This is a genomic window from Chromobacterium sp. LK1 (genome assembly GCF_001043555.1).
Classification (GTDB): Bacteria; Pseudomonadota; Gammaproteobacteria; order Burkholderiales; family Chromobacteriaceae; genus Chromobacterium; species Chromobacterium aquaticum.
In genome coordinates this window covers 42,846-68,708 of record NZ_LDUI01000033.1, presented here as the reverse complement: position 1 = coordinate 68,708, position 25,863 = coordinate 42,846, and the positions used below count along the sequence as shown (strand labels likewise).

Here is a 25,863-nt window from a genome sequence, read left to right as displayed (position 1 = left end):
AAGAATGACGCAAATCGGCGGCCTCTGCCAAGCCTAGCGATCAAATATCGCCTTGGCTAGTGACCCCACGGTCAGCCGTCCGCCGCTTGCGCCGGATAAGGGATCAGATCTTCAACAGCACCGCGCCCCAGGCGAAACCGCCGCCAATTCCTTCCAGCAGGACAGTCTGGCCACGGCGAATGCGTCCGTCGCGCAGCGCGCAGTCCAGCGCCAGCGGAATGGACGCAGCCGAGGTGTTGCCCTGTTGCGGCAATGTGACGATCACGCGCTCCATCGGCAGCCCCAAATGCTTGGCGGTGGATTCGATGATGCGCAGATTGGCCTGATGCGGCACCAGCCAGTCCACTTCGCTCTTGTCGACGCCGGCTTCGGCCAGGGTCTTGGCGGCGATGTCGGACAGGGCCTTGACCGCGAATTTGAATACCGCCGGGCCGTCCATGTGCAGATAGGGCATGCCCTGGATCTTGCCGCCGGAAATCTGGGCCGGGGTATTGAGGATGTCTTTGTAGCGGCCATCCGCCGCCAGCTTGGCATGCAGAATGCCGGGCTCGTCGGAATCGCCCAGGATCACCGCGCCGGCGCCGTCGCCGAACAGCACGCAGGTGCGCCGGTCGTCCCAATCCAGCACCCGGGACATGATTTCCGCGCCCACGACCAAGGCGCGGCGGGCCATGCCGCTCTTGATATAGTTGTTGGCGGTCACCAGCGCGAACATGAAGCCGGCGCATACCGCCTGCACGTCGAAAGCCGGACAGCCGGGAATACCCAGCTTTTCCTGCAGCAAACAGGCGGTGCTGGGGAAAACCATGTCGGGCGTGGTGGTGGCCACGATGATCAGATCGATCTCGTGCTTGTCGATGCCCGCGCTCTGGATCGCGGCTTCCGCCGCCTTGAGCGCGAGATCGCTGGTTTTGTGTTCTTCTGCGGCAATATGGCGCGCGTGGATGCCGGTGCGCGAGACTATCCACTCGTCGCTGGTATCCACGCGTTCGGCCAATTGCGCATTGGTGAGCACCTGCTCGGGCAGAAAACTGCCGGTGCCTAGAATGCGGGAATAGCCCATGGTTGTCAGTTCGCTTCCGCCTCGGACTGCTTGAGATTATTTAATTGGTGCGCAATCCGGTCGGCGATGTGACCAATCACGTCGGAGCCGGCTTCCTCGCAAGCCTGTTCCAGCGCGTAACGGAATCCTGTGACATCGGTCCCGCCGTGGCTTTTCACCACGATGCCGCGCAGCCCCAGCAAGCTGGCGCCGTTATAGCGGCGAGGATCGATGCGCTTCTTGAACAGTTTCAACACCGGCAGCGCGGCCAGCGCGCACAAGCGCGTCCACCAGCTGCGGCCGAACTCTTCACGCAGGAATACGGCAAACATGTGAGCCAGCCCCTCAGCTGTCTTCAATGCCACATTGCCGGTAAAACCGTCGCAGACCACCACGTCCACCGTGCCCTTGCAGATGTCGTCGCCCTCCACGTTGCCGTGGAAATTGAGCTCGGACTGGCGCAGCAGTTCGGCAGTCTTCTTGATATTGTCGTTGCCCTTGATGTCTTCCGAGCCGATGTTCAGCAGGCCGACGCGGGGAGAGGCGTTGCCGCTGAGGCACACCACCAGTTCGGACCCCATGATGCCGAACTGCAACAGTTGTTCCGGGGTGCAATCGACGTTGGCGCCCAAATCGAGCACGCAAGATGAGCCCTTGACGGTGGGCAGCATTTTGGCGATGGCGGGACGGTCGATGCCGGGAATGGTCTTGAGCACGAAACGCGCGGTCGCCATCAGCGCGCCGGTGTTGCCGGCGGACACGGCGGCCTGGGCCTCGCCTTCCTTGACCAGATTGATGGCCACCCGCATCGACGAATCTTTCTTGTTCTTCAAGGCGAGCTGAGGCGCCTCATCCATGCCCACCACCTGAGTGGCATGCTGGATGCGGATGCGTTCACGCGCGACGCCTTGATGCGCGGCCAGTTCCGCCTCTAGGGCTGGCTGGTCGCCAACAAGAATCAAACGGGTGTCGGGATGGTTTTGCAGGAATTGGATCGATGCAGGGACGGTAACCTTGAGGCCAACGTCACCGCCCATTGCATCAACCGCGACGGTGATAGTCATCAACGAGTGCGGTAATAGTGCTGCCTAATCAGTGGGGAAAGTAGGAAGACGGGGAGATTACTCGCCCTTGGTCTTCACAACTTTGCGGCCGCGGTAGAAACCGTTCGGGCTGATGTGGTGACGCAGATGCGCTTCGCCGGTGCTGGCTTCTACTGCCAGGGCCGGAGCGGTCAGAAAATCGTGTGCACGATGCATGCCGCGCTTGGACGGGGACTTTTTGTTCTGTTGAACAGCCATGGTCGACTCCTAAGAAATTCAAGTAGATTCGGTTCGAATCCGGGTTTTACTCGGACTTGGGTCTCTTAAGCGCCGCCAGCACCGCAAACGGATTGGGCTTGTCAGCCTTGGCGAGCGAGAGAGTTTCCCTGCCGCAGTCGTCGTGTTTCGGCGAAAGCGGCAAGCCCATAATGATTTCGTCTTCGATCAGCGCCGTCAGGTTCAATTCCGGTTCGGCGATGACCGCGTCCAGCTCCTCGTCCTGCTCGCAAGCCTCTTCCAGCTTGTCGGGGTCGGTAAACAAAGTGATCACCGAATCGGTGTCCAGGCTGTACGGCATGCTATCCATGCAGCGCTGGCAGGTCACTTTGAGTTCCGCCGACAAATGAAGACGCAGCGACAAACGCTTCAAGCTGTCGCGAAAACCATCCAGGGTGTATTCCACATCCCCGGAGGTGTCGGACAGATCGCTGTGCACACGCTCATCCAGCTCGCCAACCGGCAGTTTGCCGGCCTGCGAACGCCCTTCCCGGGCGAACTTGAGCGGATCGATCAAAATCGGTTTAGACATAAACCTCGCATGGTACAATCCATTCCCCTGATTTGTCAAAAGAAACAAGGGGCCCCGCGCGCGCGCCACTGGCGCCGCCTTGCAAGCGCGCCGGCTCCGCAACAAGCGACGCCTCAAATATGCAGATTGTACTGGCTTCCACCTCCCGCTACCGCCAAGAAATCATCGCCCGCCTGGGCCTGCCCTTCCACGCCGAGCCGCCGGTGTGCGACGAAACCCCGCTGCCGGGTGAAACCGCGCTGGAAACCGCGGTGCGGCTGGCGCGCACCAAGGCGCAATCGCTGGCGGAAAAGCATCCGCAAGCGTTGATCATAGGTTCAGATCAAGTGGCATTGCTTGACGGGCAGCAGATAGGCAAGCCAGGATCGTTCGACAACGGCGTCAAGATGCTGCAATGGATGAGCGGCCGCACCGTGGTGTTTCATTCGGCGCTGGCCTTGTACAACAGCGCCGAGCGTCGGCTGCAAGAAGCGGTGGGCATCACCCGCGTCACCCTGCGCGCGCTGAGCGACGCGCAAATCCGCAACTATCTGGAACGCGAGCCGGACGCGCTGCACTGCGCCGGCAGCGCCAAGAGCGAGGGCCTGGGCGGCGCGCTGCTGGAGCGGGTGGAGTCCGACGACCCCAATGCCTTGATCGGCGTACCGCTGTTCAAGCTGATCACGATGCTGGCCAACGAAGGCGTGGAGATTTTGCAATGAGCGGCACCCTGTTCCTGATCCCCGCCCCGCTGGGCGACGAGTCCATCGCCTGGCTGCCCGAAGCCGAGCGCGCCAAAGTGCTGCACCTGACCCATTTCGTGGTGGAAGCGGAAAAAACCGCGCGCAAACACCTGAAAGCGCTGGGCATCAACACGCCCATTCGTGAACTCGCCATGAGCACGCTGAACGAGCACACCGCCGCGACCGACGTCGCCGCCCTGCTGCAGCCGCTGCTGGACGGCCATGATCTGGGTCTGATTTCCGAAGCCGGCTGCCCGGCGGTGGCCGACCCCGGCGCGCAACTGGTGGCGCTGGCGCACGAGCGCGGCGTCCGGGTGGAACCCTTGATCGGTCCTTCGTCCATTCTGCTGGCGCTGATGGCCAGCGGCGCCAATGGCCAATGCTTCGCCTTCCATGGCTATCTGCCGGTGGACGCCGCCGACAAGGCCAAAATAGTCAAGGAACTGGAGCAGCGCTCGCGCCAGCGCAACGAGACCCAGGTCTTCATCGAAACACCGTACCGCAATAATGCGCTGCTGCAGCAATTGCGCGACACGCTACCCCCGGCCACCCGGCTGGCGGTGGCCTGCGATCTGACCCTGCCGAGCCAGACCATCGTCAGCCGCAGGGTCAAGGACTGGCCCAAGGACGCGCCGGACCTGCACAAGCGCCCGGCCATTTTCATCATTCACGCCGCCTGAACCCACCATGGCCAAGATTCCGCCGCTGATACACTCCCTGCTGGACACCGATCTTTACAAGTTCACCATGCTGCAAGTGGTGCTGCACCAATTCCCGGCCTCGCACGGCGAGTACGAGTTCAAATGCCGCAACCGCCCGGACATGCCGCTGACCCAGTTGAAGAAAGAACTGGAAGCGCAACTGGATTGGCTGTGCCAGCTGCACTTCACCCAGGAAGAACTGGCCTACCTGCGCACGCTGCGCTTCATCAAGAGCGATTTCGTCGATTACCTGGAATTGTTTCACCTGCAGCGGCGCTTCATCACCGTGTCCTGCGAGGACGGAGAACTGGCGATTCGCATCAAGGGCCCGCTGGTGCAGGCGATGTTCTTCGAGATCTTCGTGCTCGCCATCGTCAACGAATTGTATTTCCGCCGCCTGGATTCGGCTGAAGTCCGCGCCGAGGGTCTGCGCCGGCTGGACGCCAAGATCGCCGTGCTGGAACGCTTCCGCGACAGCGAGGCCGCGCAGCAGCGCTTTCCCTTGCTGATCGCCGACTTCGGCACCCGCCGCCGCTTCAGCCGGGAATGGCAGCAACACGTGGTGGAGCGCCTGAACAGCGCGCTGCCGGACATCTTCCGCGGCACCAGCAATGTCTACCTGGCCTGGAAGCTGGGCATCACCCCCATTGGCACCATGGCTCACGAATTCTTCCAGGCCTTCCAGGCGCTGGGCGTGCGGCTACGCGATTTCCAGAAGGCGGCGCTGGAATCCTGGGTGCAGGAATACCGCGGCGATCTCGGCATCGCTCTGACCGATGTGGTGGGCATGGATGCCTTTCTGGCCGACTTCGATCTCTATTTCGCCAAGCTGTTCGACGGCCTGCGCCACGACAGCGGCGATCCCTATCAATGGGGCGAGAAAGCGATCTCGCATTACCGCAAGCTGCGCATCGACCCGGCCACCAAGATGCTGACCTTCAGCGACGGCCTGAGCGTGGACAGCGCGCTGAACCTGCAGCGCCACTTCAGCCCGCACATCCAGATCAGCTTCGGCATCGGCACCCATTTCACCAACGACATGGGCCTGGAGCCACTGCAGATCGTGCTCAAGCTGGTCAGTTGCAACGGCCAGCCGGTGGCCAAGTTGTCCGACAGCCCCGGCAAGACCATGTGCAGCGACGAGACCTTCCTCGCCTATCTGCGCCAAGTGTTCAAGGTGGCGCTACCGGCCTGAGTCCTCGTCGAGTTCCAGCACGCTCAGCACTTGCCGGCGCGCCGGCTCGGACAGACGCTCGCCGGCCAGCGCCGCCGTCTGTCGACCCAAGGCTTGATAGGCGGCGCGCAAGCCGGCATCGTCCATCGCCTGCAGATGCAGCGCCACCGTCGACGCGTCGCCGCGCACGATGGGCCCGGTCAGCGCCGCCTGCGGCCCCAAGACCAGCGCATTCTCCAGCGTCTGCCGCATCAAGCCGCCCAGCAGCGGAGTCAGCAGCTCGACCGGCACGCCGCCCTGGCGGGCCAACTCTTGCGCCATCGCGGTCAGCGTCACCAGATAATTGGACGCCACCGACAAAGCCGCGTGATAAGCCGGCTTGCCGCCGGTGGCCAATTGAAACGGCCGCCCGCCCACGGCCTGCGCCAGCGTCCGCAAAGCGGCGCAGGCCGGCGCATCGCCCTCCAGCGCGCACAGCACATCGACGAAATACTCGGCCGCCCGCTCCGGATCGGCGAATGAGAAAGCAGGATGCAGGCTGCCCAGGTGCGCGCCGCGCGCCGCCAACGGCTGCAGCATGCCGGATTCGCTGACGCCGCTGGCGTGAAACACCACGGCACCGGGCGGCACCACGCCGGCAGCGGCCAGCGCCTGAGCGCAGTCGGCGATGGCCGCGTCCGGCACCGCCAGCAGATAGAGATCGGCCGGCGCCAACTGCGCCCAATCACAGACCGGCCGCCCGGCGCCGATGAATTCGCAGGCCGCGCACGCCGACTCCAGTCGCCGCGTCATCACGTCCAGCACCCGATAGCGCCCGGAGCCTTGCGCTAGCCGCGCCAGGGTCTTGCCTAGGCGACCGGCACCGATGATGCTGATGAAATTCACGCTTTCCCCTCTTTCTGAATGTAGCGACAAGCCGCCGCCGCTGGACAATAATGCCAGCATCCGCCGCCAAGTCCGCGCGGCCTCGCAAAGGATTCCATATGAAGCTGGCCATCTTCCTCGCCGCCGTCGCCGCCGCGTTGCTCTACCTGGTCACGCTCTACAATGCGCTGGTCAATCTGAAGCACCAACTGACGCAAAGCTGGGCCAATATCGATGTCATCCTCAAGCAGCGCCACGACGAGCTGCCCAAACTGGTGGAAGTGTGCCGGCAATACGCCGCCTTCGAACAGGAAACCCTGACCCAGGTGATGGCCGCGCGCGGCGCCGTCGCCGACTCCGCCCGCGCGCGCGACCCGGAAGCGCTGGGCGCCGCCGAGGGACGGCTGCACGGCCTGATCGGCCAGCTCTACGCGGTGGCGGAGGCGTATCCGGCACTGCAGGCCGATCAGCAATTCGCGCAATTGAGCGAACGCATCACTCAATTGGAAGAGGCGCTGGCCGATCGCCGCGAACTGTACAACGAGGCGGTCAAGCTTCACAACGCCCGCATCGAACAGTTTCCCGACTTGCTGCTTGCCCGCCTGTTTCATTTTCCGCCGGCCAGGCCGCTGCGCTTCGCCGCAGCAGAAACCCGTGATGTCGACATGCAAGCGCTGTTCGCGCGACGCTGAGCATGCCGTTCATTTTCGCTTCGCTGTTGCCGGAATTAAGCCTCGGCCTCTACCTGCTTGCCGGCGCAGTGTGGCTTGGCGGCGTCACGCGCTACGGTCTGTTGTTCGTCGCCGCGGTGGGCCTGTTCAGCTGGCATGCCAACTACCGCCGCTACCGGCAACTGGCCGACACCCCCACCTCGCGGCTAGCCAGCGCGGCGCTGGGCCAGGTGGAATTGTCCGGCATGGCCCGCTGCCATCCCAACGCGCCCAACTACAGCCCCTTGAGCGGCCGGCGCTGCGCCTGGTACCGCTGCTGGCGCATAGATGAACGCGGCAAGCTGGATCTGGAAGACTGGCTGCGCTGGACCATGCAGCGTTCCACCCGGCTGGCCGCCCGTGTCAACCCGCCGGAAATCAGCAGCGACGACAGCTTTCTGCTGGTCGACGGCGACGCGGAAGCCACCGTGCTGCCGGGCTCGGCCCAGGTTATCGCCCATCATCGGCGCCGTTGGCACGAGGACGGCATGCTGCTGATAGAGGAATGGATAGACGAAGGCGAGACCATCCATGTGCGCGGCCAATTGTCACGCCTGGAGCCGCGCGTCGGCGCCATCGAGCTGCGCTTGGACATCGGCGCCAAGTTGGCGGAGTGGAAACGCAACCAGGCCGAGCTGCTGCGCCGTTTCGACCTGGACGGCAACGGCCAGTTGGACCAGCGGGAATGGGGCCTGGCGCGCGCCGCGGCGCAACGCGAAGTGCTCGCGCTGCATAAAGAAATGGCGCGGCAGCCCGCGTACTGGCTACTGGCCGGCAATGAGCAGAGCGGCCCGCCCATCATCACCACGCTGCCGCCGCGGCAAAGCGCCAGCCTGTTCCGTCGCCGCGCCTGGCTGCACGCCGTCGTGGCTTTGGTCTGCGTGTTGGCCTGGCTCAAATTGACTTAACCGTCAGGCGCTATACTGCAAGCAAGAGTTCTCGCCACGCGGAGCACACGATGATCCGTCTGATCTATAGCAGCGCAGCGCAGCACCCGGTATCCGCCGGGCTCATGCACGCCCGCATCGGCCGTTTTCGCGACTACAACCACAGCCAGGGCATCGCCAGCGTGCTGCTGATGTTGAACGACGATTTCCTGCAGATACTGGAAGGACCCGAAGACGTGGTCGATGCGCTGTACCAACGCATCGCGCGCGACCCGCAGCATCATCAGCTGACCCTGCTGTCGCGCGAAGAAATCGATCATCCGATGCTGGCGGATCATCCGCTGGAATACATCGCGCCAATACAGCCGGCCGACGGCAAGCCCCTGTCCGCCGCCGCGATCGCCCGCGACGCCGGCTGGACCCTGCATGGCAAGGTCCAGCAGGTAATGCAGAGCTTTCTGGACGGTAAATGGCATCACCACCTGCCTAATGGCATGAATCCCCAGGTATTGCGCCGCGGCTGAGCGAGGCCTTATTAAGCCGCGGCGACCAAGGCCTGGTCAATGTCGGCCAGAATGTCGTCGATATGTTCGATGCCGATGGAAAGCCGCACCATCTCCGGACGCACCCCGGCGCGTAATTGCTCCTCTGCGGACAACTGGCGGTGAGTGGTGGTGGCCGGATGGCAGGCCAGCGACTTGGCGTCGCCGATATTCACCAAGCGGGTCACCAACTGCAAGGCGTCGATGAAACGACCGCCCGCGGCCGCGCCGCCACGGATGCCGAAGGACAGCACGCCGGAAGCGCGGCCGCCAAAATAGCGCTGCGCCAAGCCATGGTCCGGATGATCCTCCAGCCCGGCGTACTCCACCCATTCCACCGCCGGGTGCCGGCGCAGACGTTGGGCTACTTGCAAGGCATTGGCGCAGATGCGATCCATGCGCAGCGCCAGCGTTTCTATCCCTTGCAAGATCAGGAAAGCGTTGAACGGCGCCAGCGCCGCGCCCATATTGCGCAGCGGCACCACCCGCGCCCGCGCGATATAGGCGGCCGCGCCCAATGTCTCCACGTAGTTGACGCCGTGGTAGCTGACATCCGGCGCGTTCAGACGTGCGAAGCGCTCGGCGTGCTCAGCCCAGGGGAAGCGGCCGCTGTCCACGATGATGCCGCCTATGCTATTGCCGTGGCCACCCAGGTATTTGGTCAGGCTGTGCACCACGATGTCGGCGCCGTGCTCGAACGGCCGGCATAGATAAGGAGACGGCACCGTGTTGTCGACGATCAGCGGCAGGCCATGACGATGCGCCTGATCGGCGAAGGCGGCGAAATCAACCACATTGCCCAGCGGATTGCCGATGGACTCGCAGAATACCGCCTTGGTGCGCGCGTCCGCCATTTCGCCAATCCGCTGCGGCTGGCGGTAATCGACGAAACGCACCTCGATGCCCAATTGCGGCAGCGTGTGCGCAAACAAATTATAAGTGCCGCCGTACAAGGTGCCGGTGGCGATGATGTTGTCGCCGGCCTCGGCGATGGTTTGTATTGCGTAGGAGATCGCCGCCATACCGGACGCCACCGCCAGCGCGCCGATGCCGCCCTCCAGCGCAGCCACCCGCTGCTCCAGCACATCGGTGGTCGGGTTCATGATGCGGGTGTAGATATTGCCCTGCACCTTGAGATCGAACAGGTCGGCGCCGTGCTGGGTGCTGTCGAAGGCATAGCTGGTGGTTTGATACAGCGGCACCGCCACCGCCTTGGTCGTCGGGTCCGGCGCATAGCCGGCATGCACCGCCAGGGTTTCCAGTTTCATCGCGTCATCCTTCTATATGGAGTGAGTTGCCCAGGTTCAGACATGCAACCCGACTACCTTAGCCGGGAAGCGGCAACAGCAAAAGAAGCAAAATGCCGCGCCATAAAAGCAAACGATCTACCATTCCGCACAAAGACCACCACAAGAGCAATCATTCACAGAAGAATCAAATCAATATGAATAATATTTTATAAACAACACGTTAGCACTCACCACACCACCAAAAACGGGTAACCATCGCCCCTGACATCACTATTTACATAGCCTTCGCTTTCTATTATGATTCAGATACGAATTCATTCTGATGTGCTTCTTGCAGCATCGTGAATTCTCTTCAAGTCACGTTGATTTCGAGCCCGCCCTCCGCGGGCTCATTTTTTTTCACTGCCGCCACTGCTCCCCATCTCCACACCCACGCCAAAATCCTTATGGCATAAGGAATGTAGGCGATAGATGCTTTTTTACAACACTTCACTCCCATTCGCATAATTCATATTTTCTTCATTTTGTTCATTGGCTTAGCAAGACTTTTCCATGTAAAACCACACATAGAAAGCAACATTTGGTTGTTGATTTGCAACACGCCATTTACCGAAAAGTTGCATTTAAACAACTTAGCCAATAGCATTTGCTCACATTCCTAAACCCATATAAAGGATGACTTGACCATGAAAAAGAGTCTGATCGCCCTGCTGGTAGCTACTCTGCCGGCCGCAGCTTTCGCTGACGTTACCATCTACGGCAAAATCAAAGGCGGCGTAGAGTACGTTGACAACGGTTCCACCAAGCAAACCAACATCGACGACCTCGGTTCCCGTATTGGTTTCAAAGGCAAAGAAGACCTGGGCAACGGTCTGAAGGCTATCTGGCAAGTTGAAACCGGTTTTGGCATCGACGGCCAATCCCGCACCGGCTCCAGCAGCGGCACTTTCGCTAGCCGTAACTCTTTCGTAGGCCTGCAGAGCGATCTGGGCACCCTGCGTCTGGGCAACGTGTCCAACTTCCTGGACAGCGACATGGGCATCGTTGACAGCTGGGAATACAGCAGCGACGCACTGGGCCTGGGCATTTTCACCCGTGACGGCAAGCGCCTGAAGAACTCCGTGCGCTACGACATGCCGAGCATCGCTGGCTTCAGCGCCGCTCTGCAATACGGCACCAAAGAAGACAAGACCTCGAACACCCAAGCGCGTGAAACCGCTATCGTTGGCCTGGGCTACGAAAATAGTGGCTTCTTCGGCAAGTATGCTTACATCCATGAAAGCAAAGCCAACTCTTCTGTTGGCCTGTTCGAAGATCCGATCACCGGCAAACTGACCGTAGCTGACAAAGCTGATGGCCAAATTGCTCGTGGCTCCATCGTTAACGCCACCGCTAACGACAAACACCGCCTGGAAGTTGGCTACAACGCCAACAATCTGCTGGTTGCTTTCGGCTACCAACAGCAGAAAGGTGGCTTGGACATCCTGGGTACCACTTGGGCTAACCAAATCATCAACGGTGCAAGTTATTCCGGCGCTATTGATGTAAACGGTAAAGTAAAAACTCGCGAGTATGCTCTGACTGCCGCCTACACCATCGGTGCATTCACTCCGAAGTTCACCTACGCTCGCGGCGACAAAGTTGAAATCAGCAGCGTAAAACTGAACGACTCGCAGTACAGCCAGTACGTGCTGGGCGTTGACTACGCGATCTCCAAGCGCACCACCTTCGGCGCGCAATTCGGCCAGATCGATGTTAAAGGTGGCCTGGATAACGCCAACAAGGATCTGAAGGCCTTCGGCCTGAACATGATCCACGCATTCTAATTTGTCGGTTCGACGCAAGAACCCACGAACATGAATGAGAAAAAGGCCCGCGCAAGCGGGCCTTTTTCATTGCGGCAAGCTGCGACCAACATCAGGCTTTTCAATCCCACCCTACTCCTTAGATCTCCCGACAATAGCGCATCTAATGGCAGACCAGACCGTGGCTAGCGCGCCCCACCCTTCCCACTAGACATCGACGCCCCATTCACCCATCGTCATTAACACCTGCTCCGCCGCACGCGGCCATAAAAAAAGAGCAAGCCTCGCGCTTGCCCTTTGCCGATACCCTTAGAACCTGTTCAAAGTCTGCTGCGCTTCGGCGATACGGCGTTGAAACCAAGCTCAAAATGCTCATGTACCACTTGTACATTCCGCTTTTTCACTCGTTTTCGCCTTGTCTCGCCCTTGCTCGCGAGACTTTGAACAGGCTCTTACAGAGTCAATCAGGCTGGAACCGCCTCGAACGCCCAGGTGTCCTCCTGCCGGAACTCCGCCCAGCATTCACCATTTGGCCTGGCCTGCTGGCCAAAGGCGCGCAAGCGCAGCTCACCGTGCTGCAACAGGTATTCCCAGCGGTCGCCCAGATACATCGACGCGATCAAGCGCGCCGGCAGGCTGTTGCCGCCGGGCTCGTCCTGCACCCGTAGCCGCTCCAGCCGGATCACCGCCTGCGCCGTTTGTCCCACTTGCAGCGCCTGGCGCGCAGTGGCGCGCAACTGCCAGCCCTCGCCTTGCAAGGTGACGCTATCGCCATCCCGGGCAGCCACCTTGGCTTGCAGCGTATTATTGGCGCCCATGAATTGCGCGGTATAAAGGGAGGCCGGCGCCGAATACAGCTCGGTCGGGCTGCCGGCCTGCTCGATGCGGCCGTTCTTCAGCAGCAGTATCTGGTCCGACATCGCCATCGCCTCGCCCTGGTCGTGGGTGACGCACAGCGCCGACAAGTTCAACGACACGATCAGTTCGCGCAGCCAGGCACGCGCCTCTTCGCGCAGCTTGGCGTCCAGATTGGACAGCGGCTCATCCAGCAGAATCACCGGCGGGTTGTACACCAGCGCGCGGGCAATCGCCACGCGCTGCTGCTGGCCGCCCGACAGCTGATGCGGATAGCGCTCGGCCAGATGGCCGAGCCCGAGCTTGTCCAGGATCTGCCGCACCCGCGCCGCGATGTCTGCCGCAGGGGTTTTACGCAGTTTCAAGCCATAGCCGACATTCTGCGCCACGGTGCGATGCGGCCATAGCGCATAGGACTGGAACACCAGGCCCAAGGAGCGCTGCTCCACCGCCAGATTGCAGCCGGCCGCGCCGTCGTACAGCGGGCGGCCATCCAACAGGATGCGCCCCGCGGATGGCTGCTCCAGCCCGGCGATGGCGCGCAGCAAGGTGGTTTTGCCGCTGCCGGAAGCGCCGAGCAGGGATACCACCTGGCCGGCGGCCAGGTCGAAGGACACCCCTTGCAGGATGGGGTTGTGGTCGTAATTCAGATGCAGATCGCGCACGCTCAGCTTAGTCATGCAGTTTCACTCCCAGACGCAAGGCCAGCGCCAAGCCGGCGCCCACCATCAGAATATTGATCACAGACAGGGCCGCCACCTGGTCCACCGCGCCGGTGGCCCACAGGGATACCAACAAGGAACCGATCACCTCGGTGCCGGGCGACAGCAAATACACCGCGGTCGAATACTCCCGCTCGAAAATCATGAAGATCAGCAGCCAACTGGACAGCAGGCCGAAACGGATCAAGGGCAGGGTCACGTCCAGGCTGGCGCGGCGCTGCGATGCGCCGGCGCTGCGCGCCGCTTCCTCCAGCTCCGGTCCCACTTGCAGCAAGGCGCTCTGCACCAGCCGCATGCCATAGGCCAGCCAGACCACGGTGTAGGCCAGCCAGATCGACAGCATGCTGTTCTTGGCGCCCTGCAAGCCGGGCACGAACAGAAACACCCACAGGAAGGCCAGGCCGGCCAGGATGCCAGGCACCGCGCGCGGCAGCAGCACCAGGTAATCCAGCACGCGCCCCCCCCAGTCATTGCGACGATGGCCGGCGAAACCGACCAGGGTGTAAAAACCGACCGCCAGCGCGCCGCCGATGATGCCGACGCCCAGGGTGTTGACGATGGCGCGGACGATATTGTCCTCCTCGAACACCAGCGCGTAGTGATCCAGCGTCAGCGTCTCCAGCAAGGACACGCCCTCGCCCCAATGGCTGACCACCGAGCGCAGCGCGATGCCGGTAATCGGCACCACCACGGTGAGGAACAGCCACAGCAGCACGATGGCCAGCGCCACATAGCGCCACGGCCCCAGCGACAGCGGATGCTGACGTCCGGCCTTGCCCTTGAGGGCAACGAAACGCTGGGCGCTGCGCAACAGCCGGCGCTGCAGCAGGACCAGCGGGAAGGTGATGGCGATCAGGCAGACCGCCACCGCCGCCATCAGGTGATAGGACGGAATCCCCAGCTTATTGGTCAGCTTGTACAGATAGGTGGCCAGCACCAGATGCCCTTCCGGGTCGCCCAGCACCAGCGGCAGGCCGAACACCTCGAAACCGAGAAACACCACCAGCACGCCGGAGAACAGCATCGCCGGCATCACCATCGGCAGGCTGACGTCGCGCGCCACGCGGAAGGGGCTGGCGCCGGCCACGCGCGCAGCTTCCTCCACGTCCGAGCCCAGATTGCGCAGCGCCGCCGACGCATATAAATAGACATGCGGCACATGGGTCAGCCCCGCCACCACCGCGATACTGGCCAAGGAATAGATATTCCACGGTAGCTCTTCCACGCCGAACCACTGTTTGAACCACAGCGAATAAAAGCCCACTGGTCCCGCCGCCACCACATAGCCGAAGGCCAGCACCATAGGCGACACGAATACCGGCGTCAGCAGCAAGGGCTCCAGCCAGCGCCGCCCCGGCAGATCGGTGCGCGCCATCAAGAAGGCCAGCACTCCGCCCAGCGGAATCGCGATCAAGGCCATGCCGGCGGCGATCACCAGCGAATTGCCGAGCGCGGACCAAAAATCGGAGTCGGTGAACACGAAACGGTAGGCGGCCAATCCCATGCTCTTGTCCGCCATGAAGAATGGCTGATCCAGCAGGCTCTGATACACCACCAAAGACAGCGGCGCCAACACCAGCGTCGCCAATACGCCCATGACCAGCCAGCGGCTGATCGCGCTCCAGCGCGGCGCCCCGCCACGCGCGGCGGCGGGGCTCGCGGCGGTCGCCGTGAGCTTTACGGAAGAATCCATGCTTGCTCCCAGGCCTGACGCACAGGCCTTTGCGCCGTCCGCGCCGGGCGGACGGCTGATGAAGGAATAGGGAAGGCCGGCTCAGAACCTGTTTACGATCTGCTGCGCGTCGTGGACGCGTTACACGATGAGTACCGCTTCGAAATGCTCATGTAGCGCTTGTACATTCCGCTTTCTCAGCCACAACGCCTTGTCTCGCTCTTGCTCGCGAGACTTTGAACAGGCTCTCAGGAAACGGTTGACGCTCCGCCGCGCGCGGGAAAAAGTCCGCACAGGGATGCATCGTCAACCGCGTCAAACGGCCGGCTAGACCATGCGGCGGCGCGCTATTTCTTCAGCGCCTGCTGCCACTGACGCATGAAGTCCAGGCGCTTGGCCTGGTCCAGATAGACCAACAGGCCGGTGCCCACCTGGATAGGCTTGGCGCTGCCGCCCAATTGCTGATTCAAGGCGGTAATCGACGCCGCGCCGCTGACATCGCTGCGCAGGGAGAACAGCTCGGACTGGTTGGCCAGCACGGTCTGGCCGCGCTTGGACAATAGATAGTCCAACCACAGCCGCGCCGCGCTGGGATTGCGCGCTTTCTTGGACACGATGGCCAGACGGCTGACCACCTGGGTGTAGTCCTTGGGATAGACATAGCCGATGGCCGGATCCTTCTTGGCCTTGGCGTAGGCATAGGAGCCGAGGATGTTGTAGCCGATCAGGTTCTCGCCCGAGGAAATCCGTTCCATCATCGCGCCGGTGGAGGTTTGCAGCTTGACGCCGCTGGCGCCCAGCGCGCGCGCCAGTTCCCAGGTACCGGCGCTATTGTGGCGAGCGTCCTGGGTCAGAAAATTGAAACCGACACCGGATTTCTCGATATCGTAACTGGTGACCTTGCCCTTGAAGCGGGCCGGATTGGCCTTGAGGATGCGCACTAGGTCGGCGCGCGTCTGCGGAATCTCCGCCGGCTTCAACAAGCGCTTGTTGTAGACGATGGCCACCGGTTCGTAAGTGGTGCCATAGGCCTGCTGCTGATAATGCGCCCAGGACGGCAGATTCGGCGTCTCCGGCGAGGCGTAACTGGCGGCATAGCCGTCATTGACGAACTTCACCTGCAAATCCATCGCCGAGCTCCATACCACATCGGCGCTGGCGCTGTTGGCGGCGTTCTCGCTGATGAAGCGGTTATAGATCTCGGTGCTGTTCATATCGTGGTATTCCACCTTGACGCCGGGATACAAAGCCTGAAAATCCTTGATCAGCGGCCGCGCGGCGGCGCTGTCGGTGGCCGAATACACCACCACCTTGCCCTCCTTGGCCGCGGCGTCCACCAATTGCTGATAACTGGCCGGATACCCGGCGGGCACGGCCGCCCAGGCGGCGGCGGAACCCAGCGCGCAGCACAGCGCGGACAAGCTTCTGACTCTATTCATGGTGTTGCTCCTTGGTAGCTGAAGATGTTGAGCACATCTTTCGACGGCGACGCTCTATTGGCTTCGCTTGCCCAGCCATGATATTAGAGTGAAGCTTTCAATCCGCTTTCAATGAGCCAACCATGCGCCTGCTTTTGGTGGAAGACAATCCGGCCTTGTCGGAATCGCTGGCCCAGGCCCTGCGCCAGGCCGGCTTCGCCGTGGACTGCATGCTCAACGGCAGCGACGCCGACCATGTGCTGCGCACCCAGGATTACGCGCTGGCCATCCTGGACCTGGACCTGCCCAAGCTGGACGGCTGGGAGGTGCTGCGCCGGCTGCGCGGCCGCAAGCAGGCGCTGCCGGTGCTGATCCTGACCGCGCACGGCTCGGTGGAAGAAAGGGTTCGCGGCCTGGATCTGGGCGCCGACGATTACCTGGCCAAGCCTTTCGATCTCAATGAGCTGGAAGCGCGGGTGCGCGCGCTGATCCGCCGCAGCCATGGCCGCGAAAGCCCGTTGCTGCAACTGGGCCCGCTCAGCTACGACAGCATCGGCCGCCAGTTCCAATTGCATGGCGACACGCTGCGGCTGACGCCGCGCGAGCACGCGGTGCTGGAGGTGCTGATGCTGCAGGGCGGCAAGGCGATAGGCAAGACCCAGCTATCGGAAAAGATCTTCGGCCTGGATGAGTCCGGCAGCGCCGAGGCCATTGAAATCTACGTGCACCGCTTGCGCAAGAAACTGGCGGAGCAGCCGGTCTCCATCGTCACCTTGCGCGGGCTGGGCTATCTATTGACCACGCCGTAAATGCGCAAACTTCTTTCCCGCCTCAAGCCCGCCAGCCTGCGCAAGCAGCTATTGCTGGGGCTGTCGATACCGCTGCTGCTGATGCTGGCGCTGGACGGCTGGATGACTTATGACCGTGCCTTGCAGGCGGCCAATACCGCCTTCGACCGCATGCTGCTCAGCTCCGGCCGCGCCATTGCCGACGGCGTCGCCGCCCATGGCGGCGCCATCAGCGTGGACATCCCCTATTTCGCCTTGCAGATGTTCGAATCCAACGCCTCCGGCAAGGTGTTCTACCGGGTCAGCCGCGACGATGGCGCGGTGCTGACCGGCTATGAGGACCTGCCCCTGCCGCCGCCGCGCCGCCGCGCCGAAATCCGCTACCAGCCGGACTACTCGGACATCGGCTATCACGGCGACACGCTGCGGCTGCTGACCCTGCGCCAATCGGTGCGCGACATGGCCACGCTGCAAAGCCGCGACGTCTGGATCCAGGTGGCGGAAACGCCGGAATCGCGCCAGCAACTGGCGCGCACCCTGTTGCTGGGGGCATTGGCGCAGGAAGCGCTGCTCGGCGCCATCATGCTGGTCATCGTGCTGCTGGCGGTCGGCCACAGCCTGCGGCCGCTGCGCCGCTTGTCGCGCAAGGTGGGCGCGCGCAAGGACACCGACCTCAGCCCGCTGCCCAGCAGCGAACTGCCCACCGAACTGACTCCGCTGGTGGACGCGCTGAATCAGCAAGGCGTGCGCTGGCACAAGCTGCAGGCGGCACGGCGCCGTTTCATCGACGATGCCGCCCATCAATTGAAAACGCCGCTGGCGGTGATGCGGACCCAGGCGGAATTGGCCCAGCGTCAAGCATCCGAAGCCGCCTTGCGGCAGCAATTGGACAAACTGCTGGCCTCGCTGGACAGTGCCAGCCATGGCGTGCAGCAATTGCTGCAACTGGCGCGGGTGGAGCCCGACAACGGCCAGGCGATCGCCTTGACCGAAATGGATCTGGCCGCGTGGCTACGGGAATGGGCGCTGGAACAAGCCGCTTGGGCTCATGGCCAAGGCGCGGATCTGGGCTACGAAGGCGAGGAAACGGTGGAAATACGCGGACATGCCGGCTTGCTGCGGGAGGCGCTGGGCAATTTGCTGGACAATGCCATCCGCTACCACCCGGTCGCCGGCGCCGCCCGCATCACCCTGGCCGCCGGCGCGCTGCCGGCGCCGTGGCTGCGCATAGACGACAACGGCCCCGGCATTGCCGATGCGGAACGGGACAAGGTATGGCAGCGCTTTTATCGCATCGCCGGCGCCGCCAGCAACGGCAGCGGGCTTGGATTGGCCATCGTCAGGGAAATCGCCCACCGCCACGGAGCGACGGTGGAGTTGAGCCGCAACGCCGGTGGTGGCCTCAGCGTCAAGCTGCAATTTCCGCCAGCAGGCATGGGATAGACTTCGAGCCCGTGTTACGGGCTCGCGAGCGAAGACGAAAACCGCCGAGAAAGCGCGATGCCCATATGGCGCATCTGTGTTTCGAAGCGGTTTTTAACGCCGAACCACCGTCTTAGAACGGCAATTGGTATAAGGGATTGCGGCTGTCGGCGCCTTCGGCGCGGATGCGTTCCAGCTCGCTGCGCAAGGCGGTCTGCAGCCACTGCTCGCGCATCTTGTCGCCTTCGGGATGCTCGTTCAGCATCCGGTACAGCGCCATGCCATGGAAGGTGGTCATCATGGTCAGCAAGGTGGCGAAGAAGCCGGTGGAGATCGCGTAGCGCGGAAACAGCGATGCCATCAGGGCGACGAAGCGATCGCGGAAGTAGTTGCTGGAACTGGCCAGGAAGATTTCCCGCAGATCGGCGGTGGTGCGGGCCGCCATCAGCAGCTCCATCAACACAATGTGGCGCGGTGACAGCACCAGGGCCTTCATCAGCGCGACGATCCGTTCCTCTTCCGGCATCGTGCTGGGCATTTCCGCCGCCAGCTTGAGCCCGGCTTCGAAAATATCGTCGACCACCTTGCGCCCCACCGGCAGCATCAGTTCGTTCTTGGTGGCGAAATGGCGGAACAATGCCCCCTGGGAGACGCCGGCCCGGCTGCAGATCAGTTGCACGCTGGTGCCGTGATAACCAAACTCCAGCAGACACTCGATGGCCGCCTCCACCAGTTTTCCGATGGTGGACTCCCTACGACTTTGTTGTGTTCGTCTAGTTTGCATTATATTCTTATGTCATGTTTATCCCAACCAAGCTTTGATGATACGCGAAACTGTAGTCATAAGCGAGGGTGAGCACACGCTAAATAGGCCAGTGAGTAGTTTCAACTAGGGATAAGCCGGACAAGCTTGATCTTTTTAAGAATATTTCCTAATTACCCTTAAGAAGAGATCATTAATATTAAAATATCCATTATTAAATTGCGCATTTTCAGCGCTTTGGAACATTTTAGCTGGAGGGCTGTCATGCTCGCCGTGGCGCGCGGACGCCAGCCAAGCCGCGTGGCGTTCGCGCAACGCTGGCCCGGCAAGGCGGAGAGCCCGCCATAATCAAGCAGGGAAAGGATTGTCGCAACCCGGACCATGGCCGGATGACCGTGAAAAAGCCCGTTTCAAGTCAGGCCCGCACAGGCTGCGCCGCTGGCGCAAACGACAAGACATGCATGAACAAGATAACAAGCAACTACTAAAGTAATACCACCCTTAGCTAGCAGCTAGTCTCTAAACGAAAAAACAAATAAGCGAAAACAACATTTCAAGAAAAATAAGCTGGCGGCTTTGCGAAATCGTTAAAATAATCACGATTAAGTTCACATACGAACATTAACCCAAAACAAACGCGCCTAAGCTGACAAAAACTGACGGCCCGCCGCCATGACGGGCCCGCCGCTTATCAGTTCAAATGCGCGCGACCAAAATCCACCCGGCCAAACGGGCTGACCGCGTAACCGCTCAAACTCTTGCTCGCCAGCGCATAAGCGGTGGGATGCGCCAGCGGCAACCACAGCGCCTGCTCTTGAATCAGCTTCTGCGCCGCCAGATACAATTTGGCGCGTTGCGCGAAATCGCTGCTTTTCTTGCCGTCGCTGATCAGCTTGTCCAGCTTGGCATCGCAATAACGCGCGAAATTGGTACCGGACTGCACCGCGGAGCAGGAAAACTGCGGGGTCAGGAAATTGTCCGGATCGCCGTTGTCGCCGGCCCAGCCCATGAACAATAGCTCATGTTCGCCGGCCTTCGCGCGCTTGATCAGTTCGCCCCACTCAATCACCTTGATCTGCACCTTGACGCCGATCTTGGCCAGATCGGACTGCAACAATTCGGCGCCGGCCTTGGGATTGGGGTTCAGCGTGCTGCCGCTGGGGCGCACCCATACCGTGGTTTCGAAGCCATCGGGGTAGCCTGCCTGGGCCAGCAGCTTCTTGGCGCGCGCCGGGTCGTAGGCATAAGGCTTCTCGCCCTTGTTATAGCTCCAGGTATTGGGCGGATACGGCAAGTCCGCCGCGATGGCGGTGTTGTCGAACACCGTTTTCAGATAGCTGCTCTTGTCGAAGGCCAGATTGAACGCCTGGCGCACCAGCGGGCTGTTCAACGGTTTTTTCTGGCTATTGAAGGCGACGAAGGCGGTCATGAAGGCCGGGGTCTGCAATACCTGTAATTTGGAATCCGCCTTGGCCGCCAGCACGTCCTGCGGCTTGGGCGACAAGGCCAGCTGGCATTCGCCAGCTCTCAGCTTCTGCGCCCGCACCGCGGCGTCCGGCGTGATCGCGTAGATCAGCCCGCCAATCTTGGGCTTGGCGCCCCAATAGCCGGCATTCGGCGCATAGCGCACCACCGCGTCCTTCTGGAAGCTGCGGAACACGAAGGGGCCGGTGCCTATCGGCTTGCTGTTCAAATCCGCCTGGCGGCCGGCCGCCAGCAGCTGGCCGGCGTACTCCGCCGAATAGATGGACGCGAAGCCCATGGTCAGACTGGACAGAAAGGTGGCTTCCGGGTAGTTGAGCTCGAAGCGCACGGTACTGGCGTCAACCTTCTGCACCGCCTTGATCAATTTGGGAAACTGCATGGCCTGCGCGTGCGGGTAGCCATTCGGCGCGGTCTTGTACCAGGCATGGCCGGGATTCAGCATGCGCTCGAAGGTGAATACCACATCGTCGGCGTTCAGCTTGCGGCCGGGCTTGAAATAATCGGTGGCGTGAAATGCCACGTTCGGACGCAGTTTGAACGTGTAACTGAGGCCGTCGTCGCTGACTTGCCAGCTTGCGGCCAATCCCGGCACCACTTTACGGCCGATGGCATCGTATTCCACCAGCCGGTTCATCAACACGTCCGCCGAGGCGTTGGTGGTGACCAGGGAATTGTATTGCACCACGTCGAAGCCTTCCGGATTGGCGTCGGTGCATACCGTCAATGGGCGGGCGGCCAGCGCCAGGGTAGGCGCCAAGCACAGCGCCAGCAGCATCATTTGCTTGTTCATCACTATTTCCTTATCTAACAACCATTGCCTCTGCGGAATCTGCAAGGAAGGTTAAGCGAATAAGCGAAAAAAACAAACCATCGATTATGCATATTCATATTCACGGCGCGGCCAAGGAAGGAATTTGAGCCCGGCGCAAATTGCCGCTACAGTCAAAGCGGACAGCCAGAACACGAAGCGCACCGCCATGACACGTCGCCACTGCCTGCTAAACCTGTTTATCGCCTGCCTCGTCGCCATGCCATTGCGGGCGGCGCCTGGCCCTATGCTGGAAATCCTGACCGAGAACGACCCGCCGCTGACCTTCGAGCAGGACGGCAAGCCGGGCGGCCTGGTGGTCGAAGTGGTGCAAGGCATACAGCGCCGCGTCGGCAACCACGACCCCATCGCGGTGGTGCCATGGGCGCGCGGCTACCGCCAGGCGCAGCAGCAGCCGAATACCGTGCTGTTCAACACCAATCGCACACCGGAGCGAGAGCGCCTGTTCAAATGGGTGGGTCCGGTGACCGAAACCCTGGGTTGTCTGTTTGTGCGGCGCGACAGCAATATCAAGCTGCAAACGCTGGACGACGCCCGCAAGCTGCCGCAGATCATGGTGGTGCGCGACTGGTATCTGCAACAGCTGCTGGCCGCGCAGAATTTTGCCAATCTGAGCACCGTGGCCACGCCGGACCAATTGCTGACCATGCTGATGCGCAAGCGCGCTGATGTCATCGTCAGCGAGAACACCACCCTGCCCCACCAACTCAGACAACAGGGTTTCGATCCCGCCCAGGTGCGCAAGGCGCTGACCTTTTCCCATACTTACGGCTATATCGCTTTTTCGCGCCAGACGCCGGACGCGGTGGTCAAGACCTGGCAGCAGGCGCTGGACGAGATGAAGCGAGACGGCAGCTTCGCCGCGCTGTACCGGCGCTGGCTGCCGGGCGAGCCGGTGCCCGGCCTCAGTCCGGCAGCGCCCTGATCACTCGAAACGGCCGCGCCACCACGCCACCAGTTGCGCCGGCGGCAGCGACGGCGAGTACAGATAGCCTTGGCCGCTATGGCAGCCGCGCGCCAGCAGCAGTTCATGCTGGGATTCGGTCTCCACTCCCTCGGCCAGCACTTGCAGGCCCAGGCTTTCCGCCATCGACACGATGGCGGCCACCATGGCCAGATCGCGCTCGTCGCTATCCAGCCGCATGATGAAGCTGCGGTCTATCTTCAACTCATCGATGGGCAAGCGCTTCAGATAGGACAGCGAAGAGAAGCCGGTGCCAAAGTCGTCGACACTGACATGAAAGCCCATGCGCTTGAGCGCCGGCAGCGTCTTCATCGCGCTGTCCACATCCATCAGCGTGCCCTCGGTGATTTCCAGGCATAGCTGTTCCGGTCCCGCGCCGCACTCCGCGATGATGGCGCTAAGCCGCGCCACCGAGTCCGGCAGACAGAAAAAACGCGCCGACAGATTGACGCTGATGCGCCAGGGCGGCAAGCCGCTGTTGCGCCAGGCCACGACTTGGCGGCAGACGCTGCGGAATACGTATTCGTCGATATCGATGATCAGGCCGGTTTTCTCGGCAATGCCGATGAAATGGGCTGGCGACTGCTTGCGGCCCTCGAACTCCCAGCGCAGCAATGCCTCCACCCCCAGCATGTCCTGACCGCGCAAGGTCAGCTGCGGCTGGTACTCCAGCCGCAGTTCGCCACGCTGCAGCGCCTGCCGCAGCCCGGTTTCGGTCTGCAACCGCTGCCGCACTCCGTCCGCCATATCGGCTGCGAAGAAACAAAAGCCGTTCTTGCCGCCATACTTGGCCCGGTACATCGCCATATCGGCGTAGCGCATCAAGCCTTCCGGGGAGTCCGCGTCGGCCGGATAGCTGCTGATGCCGATGCTGGCGGACAGGAAGTAGCGATGGTCGCCTTCCTGATACGGCGCCGACAAGGCTTCCAGCACCCGCTCGGCCAGGCCGGCGGCGGTGGCGTCGTCGGCCTCTTCGGCCAGCACCACGAACTCGTCGCCACCGATGCGGAACAGCGGATCGCCGCCGCGCATGCAGGCGCGCAAGCGCTCGGCGACGATGCGCAGCAATTGGTCGCCGACCTCGTGCCCCAGGTTGTCGTTGATGAAACGGAAATCGTCCAGATCCACCAGCAACAGGTAGAGTCGGCGCTGCAAGCGCTGATGGCGCGCCAGGCTCAGATGCAGGCGCTCATTCAATTGCACCCGGTTCGGCAACTGGGTCAGGCTGTCGTGCTTGGCCAGAAACTCGATATTGAGCTGCGTGCGTTTGAGCGCGGAAATGTCACGGGCAAAACCCATCGCGCGCCGCGGGCTGCCGTCGGCGTCCCGCCACAGGCTGGCGCTGACCTGTACCCAGGCATGACCGCCGTCCGGCAAGGACACCCGAAACTGACATTCGTGATGGTTCTCGCCCTGGCGCGCCGGCAACACCAGCCAGCGCTGGCGCAACTCCTCCAGATCTTCGGGATGGATCTGCCGCAGCAAATTGTCCAGGCAGCCATGACGGTAGTCGTCCGCCTCCCCGAACATCCGCCCCACCGGCCCTTCCTCCTGCAGCGCGCCATCGTCCAGGTCCAGCTCCCAGGCGATCTGCTCCGCCGCGTACAACGCCTGCTTCAAGCGCAGCGCCGAACGGCGGCGCTCGCCAATCAACCGCCCCACCCGCGCCAGCAGTTCGCCCACCGAGAACGGCTTGTACAAGAACTCCTGCACGCTGCTTTGCAGCATCTGCAGCCGCAAGGCATCGTCAGCGCGCGCCGACAACATCACCACCGGAATATCCTCGGTCTGCCAGTTGCCGCGCAGCGCGGCCACCAGCGCTTCGCCGCCCATGCCCGGCATCATCAGATCGCTGATGATCAAGTCCGGCTGCTCGCTCAGCGCCAGTTGCATCCCCCTTCTTCCTTCCGGCGCGGTCAGCACCCGGTAATGCCGACCCAAGGCGCTGGCGATGAAGGCGCTCATATCGACATTGTCCTCCACCAGCAATACCAGCGGCTGCGCGCCGTTGTCCGGCAGCGGCAGCACCGCGCTTTGCGGCGTGCCGCTCAGGGGCAGCACGCCGCCGGCCAGCAGATCGTCCAGCTTCAGATCCTCCGGCGCCACCTCCACCCCCGCCGGCGCCGTCAAGGGCAGTTCCAGGCGGAACAAGGCGCCACCGCCCTCCGCGGCGTTCAAGCGCACTTCGCCGTGATGCAGCTCGACAAACTCCTTGACGATGGCGAGGCCAAGACCGGTGCCGCCATGGCGGCTGTAATCGCCGTCCTCCACTTGCACGAAACGCTCGAACACCTTGTCGCGCATCTCGGCCGGCACGCCGGGGCCGGTATCCTGCACCGTGATCCACGCTTGCTGCCGCCTCGGTTCTAGCGCAATGCGGATTCGGCCGCCGTCCGGCGTGAATTTGAACGCATTGGACAGCAGGTTCAGCAGCACGCGCTGCAGCTTGATCGCGTCCGCCTGCGCCGGCAGCACCGCCGGCGCCTCTACTTGGTAAACGATGTCGCGATCGCTGGCCAGGGAGTCGAAATAAGAAGCGACATGGCGCACCAGTTCGGCCAGGTTCAGTTGCACATAGCGCAGCCGCAGCTCCCCGGCATCCAGCTTGGCCACGTCGAGCAAGTCGTTGACCTGCTGCAGCAGCAAGCGCGCCTGACGCTGGATCAGCGATAGATTGGGAGTGTCGCCCGGTTCCGCCTGCCCGGACAGAAAGCGTTCGACCTGGCCCAGGATCAGCGTCAGCGGCGTGCGCAATTCGTGGCTGACATTGGCGAAAAAGCGGGTTTTCATCTGGTCCAGCTCACGCATCTGCTGATTCAGCCGGGCCAGCTCGCTGTTGGACTCCTTCAGATTGGTGTTGGCTCGGGCGATCAGCGCATGCTGATTCACCATTTCAGCCTCCAGCGCCGCAGCATTGTTCTGCAGCTCTTCTCCCGCCAGCTCCGCCTGCGCTTGCAGGCCGCGCAGCCGCACAAACTCGCTGACATCCTGCACGCTGTGCATGATGCAGGCCACGCTGCCGTCGGCACGCTTCACCGGCCAGTTCGTCGGGCTCCAATAACGCTCTTCAAAACTGCCGTCCTCCCTGGGAATATCGTATTTCTGCATTGCCATGCTGTCTTCCTGCCCGGTCGCCAACACGCGTTGCAGGGAAATGCGCAGATTGCGCGAGCCTTCGCCTTCCGGTTCGTCGGGGTTGACCGGGAAGATATCGAACAGATTGCGCCCAAGAATGGACTCGCGCCGGGTCAACGTCGTCTGCAGATAGACGTCGCTGGCGGCTAGCACGTTGAAATCGACGTCCAGCACCAAATACAGGCTGGGCGCCTGTTCGAACAGCATCTGAAAATCCGGGGCGGCAATCGCAGCCTGCGCATTCAACGCCAACGCAGCCTCC

At 62.1% G+C, this 25,863-nt stretch carries 22 protein-coding genes; 10 read left to right on the top strand and 12 right to left on the bottom strand.

Features of this window, described 5'->3' with window-relative positions; genetic code table 11:
- Nucleotides 1–103: 103 nt before the first annotated feature.
- Genes VI26_RS15020 through VI26_RS15005 form a run of 4 tightly spaced genes read right to left on the bottom strand, consistent with a single transcriptional unit; the run spans nucleotide 104 to nucleotide 2,893 of the window.
- On the bottom strand, nucleotides 104–1,063 hold the full coding sequence (locus VI26_RS15020) for a beta-ketoacyl-ACP synthase III (protein ID WP_048410555.1): 960 nt from the start codon (nucleotides 1,061–1,063) through the stop codon (nucleotides 104–106).
- A 5-nt stretch (nucleotides 1,064–1,068) separates the two neighbouring features.
- Nucleotides 1,069–2,106 carry a phosphate acyltransferase PlsX gene (gene plsX / locus VI26_RS15015; RefSeq protein WP_048410554.1) on the bottom strand — a complete coding sequence of 346 codons (1,038 nt, stop codon included), beginning with the start codon at nucleotides 2,104–2,106 and terminating at the stop codon, nucleotides 1,069–1,071.
- 57 nt (nucleotides 2,107–2,163) lie between these two features.
- Nucleotides 2,164–2,343, bottom strand: coding sequence for a 50S ribosomal protein L32 (rpmF, locus tag VI26_RS15010; RefSeq protein ID WP_011136965.1), 180 nt, complete (start codon nucleotides 2,341–2,343; stop codon nucleotides 2,164–2,166).
- Between the two features lie 46 nt (nucleotides 2,344–2,389).
- Nucleotides 2,390–2,893 (bottom strand): DUF177 domain-containing protein, encoded by a 504-nt coding sequence (locus tag VI26_RS15005; protein WP_048410553.1) that lies wholly within the window; start codon nucleotides 2,891–2,893, stop codon nucleotides 2,390–2,392.
- 119 nt (nucleotides 2,894–3,012) lie between these two features.
- Here VI26_RS15005 and VI26_RS15000 point away from each other — a divergent pair, with 119 nt between their 5' ends.
- Genes VI26_RS15000 through pncB form a run of 3 tightly spaced genes read left to right on the top strand, consistent with a single transcriptional unit; the run spans nucleotide 3,013 to nucleotide 5,511 of the window.
- Nucleotides 3,013–3,594, top strand: a complete 582-nt coding sequence (locus VI26_RS15000; RefSeq protein WP_048410552.1) for a nucleoside triphosphate pyrophosphatase — start codon at nucleotides 3,013–3,015, stop codon at nucleotides 3,592–3,594.
- Nucleotides 3,591–4,295 (top strand): SAM-dependent methyltransferase, encoded by a 705-nt coding sequence (locus VI26_RS14995; RefSeq protein WP_048410551.1) that lies wholly within the window; start codon nucleotides 3,591–3,593, stop codon nucleotides 4,293–4,295. Before VI26_RS15000 ends, VI26_RS14995 begins: the two co-directional genes overlap by 4 nt.
- 16 nt (nucleotides 4,296–4,311) lie before the next feature.
- Nucleotides 4,312–5,511: a nicotinate phosphoribosyltransferase gene (gene pncB, locus VI26_RS14990; RefSeq protein ID WP_048410610.1), complete on the top strand. Its 1,200-nt coding sequence runs from the start codon at nucleotides 4,312–4,314 to the stop codon at nucleotides 5,509–5,511.
- Here the strand turns inward: pncB and VI26_RS14985 are convergent.
- On the bottom strand, nucleotides 5,500–6,375 hold the full coding sequence (locus VI26_RS14985; protein ID WP_053074449.1) for a Rossmann-like and DUF2520 domain-containing protein: 876 nt from the start codon (nucleotides 6,373–6,375) through the stop codon (nucleotides 5,500–5,502). The genes pncB and VI26_RS14985 overlap by 12 nt on opposite strands.
- A gap of 98 nt (nucleotides 6,376–6,473) precedes the next feature.
- Between VI26_RS14985 and VI26_RS14980 the strand changes: the two genes are divergently transcribed.
- From VI26_RS14980 to VI26_RS23315, 3 genes are read left to right on the top strand one after another with little or no spacing between them, the layout of a single operon-like run.
- Nucleotides 6,474–7,046 carry a LemA family protein gene (locus VI26_RS14980; RefSeq protein ID WP_048410550.1) on the top strand — a complete coding sequence of 191 codons (573 nt, stop codon included), beginning with the start codon at nucleotides 6,474–6,476 and terminating at the stop codon, nucleotides 7,044–7,046.
- Between the two features lie 2 nt (nucleotides 7,047–7,048).
- Complete coding sequence (locus tag VI26_RS14975; RefSeq protein WP_053074444.1) at nucleotides 7,049–7,972, top strand: hypothetical protein; 924 nt, start codon at nucleotides 7,049–7,051, stop codon at nucleotides 7,970–7,972.
- 50 nt (nucleotides 7,973–8,022) lie between these two features.
- The gene (locus VI26_RS23315) at nucleotides 8,023–8,475 is read left to right on the top strand and encodes a BLUF domain-containing protein (protein WP_053074443.1); all 453 of its coding nucleotides are present in this window, start codon (nucleotides 8,023–8,025) and stop codon (nucleotides 8,473–8,475) included.
- Nucleotides 8,476–8,486: 11 nt separating this feature from the next.
- On the opposite strand, the gene VI26_RS14965 is transcribed toward VI26_RS23315, so the two are convergent.
- A complete protein-coding gene (locus VI26_RS14965) occupies nucleotides 8,487–9,761 on the bottom strand; it encodes an O-acetylhomoserine aminocarboxypropyltransferase/cysteine synthase family protein (protein WP_048410549.1) in 1,275 nt (424 codons plus the stop codon).
- 668 nt (nucleotides 9,762–10,429) lie between these two features.
- On the opposite strand from VI26_RS14965, the gene VI26_RS14960 reads away from it, so the two are divergent.
- The gene (locus VI26_RS14960; protein WP_053074442.1) at nucleotides 10,430–11,569 is read left to right on the top strand and encodes a porin; all 1,140 of its coding nucleotides are present in this window, start codon (nucleotides 10,430–10,432) and stop codon (nucleotides 11,567–11,569) included.
- Between the two features lie 443 nt (nucleotides 11,570–12,012).
- Here VI26_RS14960 and VI26_RS14955 read toward each other — a convergent pair whose 3' ends face one another.
- From VI26_RS14955 to VI26_RS14945, 3 genes are all read right to left on the bottom strand, one after another.
- Nucleotides 12,013–13,083 (bottom strand): ABC transporter ATP-binding protein, encoded by a 1,071-nt coding sequence (locus tag VI26_RS14955; protein ID WP_048410548.1) that lies wholly within the window; start codon nucleotides 13,081–13,083, stop codon nucleotides 12,013–12,015.
- Entirely contained in the window at nucleotides 13,076–14,818 is a 1,743-nt protein-coding gene (locus VI26_RS14950) for an iron ABC transporter permease (RefSeq protein ID WP_048410547.1), read from the bottom strand. Before VI26_RS14950 ends, VI26_RS14955 begins: the two co-directional genes overlap by 8 nt.
- 326 nt (nucleotides 14,819–15,144) lie before the next feature.
- Entirely contained in the window at nucleotides 15,145–16,236 is a 1,092-nt protein-coding gene (locus VI26_RS14945; RefSeq protein WP_048410546.1) for an ABC transporter substrate-binding protein, read from the bottom strand.
- Nucleotides 16,237–16,358: 122 nt separating this feature from the next.
- Here VI26_RS14945 and VI26_RS14940 point away from each other — a divergent pair, with 122 nt between their 5' ends.
- Entirely contained in the window at nucleotides 16,359–17,024 is a 666-nt protein-coding gene (locus VI26_RS14940; RefSeq protein WP_048410545.1) for a response regulator, read from the top strand.
- Nucleotides 17,025–18,446 carry a sensor histidine kinase gene (locus tag VI26_RS14935; RefSeq protein ID WP_048410544.1) on the top strand — a complete coding sequence of 474 codons (1,422 nt, stop codon included), beginning with the start codon at nucleotides 17,025–17,027 and terminating at the stop codon, nucleotides 18,444–18,446.
- A gap of 112 nt (nucleotides 18,447–18,558) precedes the next feature.
- Here VI26_RS14935 and VI26_RS23310 read toward each other — a convergent pair whose 3' ends face one another.
- Nucleotides 18,559–19,209, bottom strand: a complete 651-nt coding sequence (locus tag VI26_RS23310; protein ID WP_082151092.1) for a TetR/AcrR family transcriptional regulator — start codon at nucleotides 19,207–19,209, stop codon at nucleotides 18,559–18,561.
- A gap of 670 nt (nucleotides 19,210–19,879) precedes the next feature.
- Complete coding sequence (locus VI26_RS14920) at nucleotides 19,880–21,463, bottom strand: ABC transporter substrate-binding protein (RefSeq protein ID WP_048410542.1); 1,584 nt, start codon at nucleotides 21,461–21,463, stop codon at nucleotides 19,880–19,882.
- A 187-nt stretch (nucleotides 21,464–21,650) separates the two neighbouring features.
- Here VI26_RS14920 and VI26_RS14915 point away from each other — a divergent pair, with 187 nt between their 5' ends.
- The gene (locus tag VI26_RS14915; RefSeq protein WP_048410604.1) at nucleotides 21,651–22,427 is read left to right on the top strand and encodes an ABC transporter substrate-binding protein; all 777 of its coding nucleotides are present in this window, start codon (nucleotides 21,651–21,653) and stop codon (nucleotides 22,425–22,427) included.
- On the opposite strand, the gene VI26_RS23305 is transcribed toward VI26_RS14915, so the two are convergent.
- Nucleotides 22,428–25,853, bottom strand: a complete 3,426-nt coding sequence (locus VI26_RS23305) for an EAL domain-containing protein (RefSeq protein WP_197081487.1) — start codon at nucleotides 25,851–25,853, stop codon at nucleotides 22,428–22,430.
- Nucleotides 25,854–25,863 lie beyond the last annotated feature (10 nt).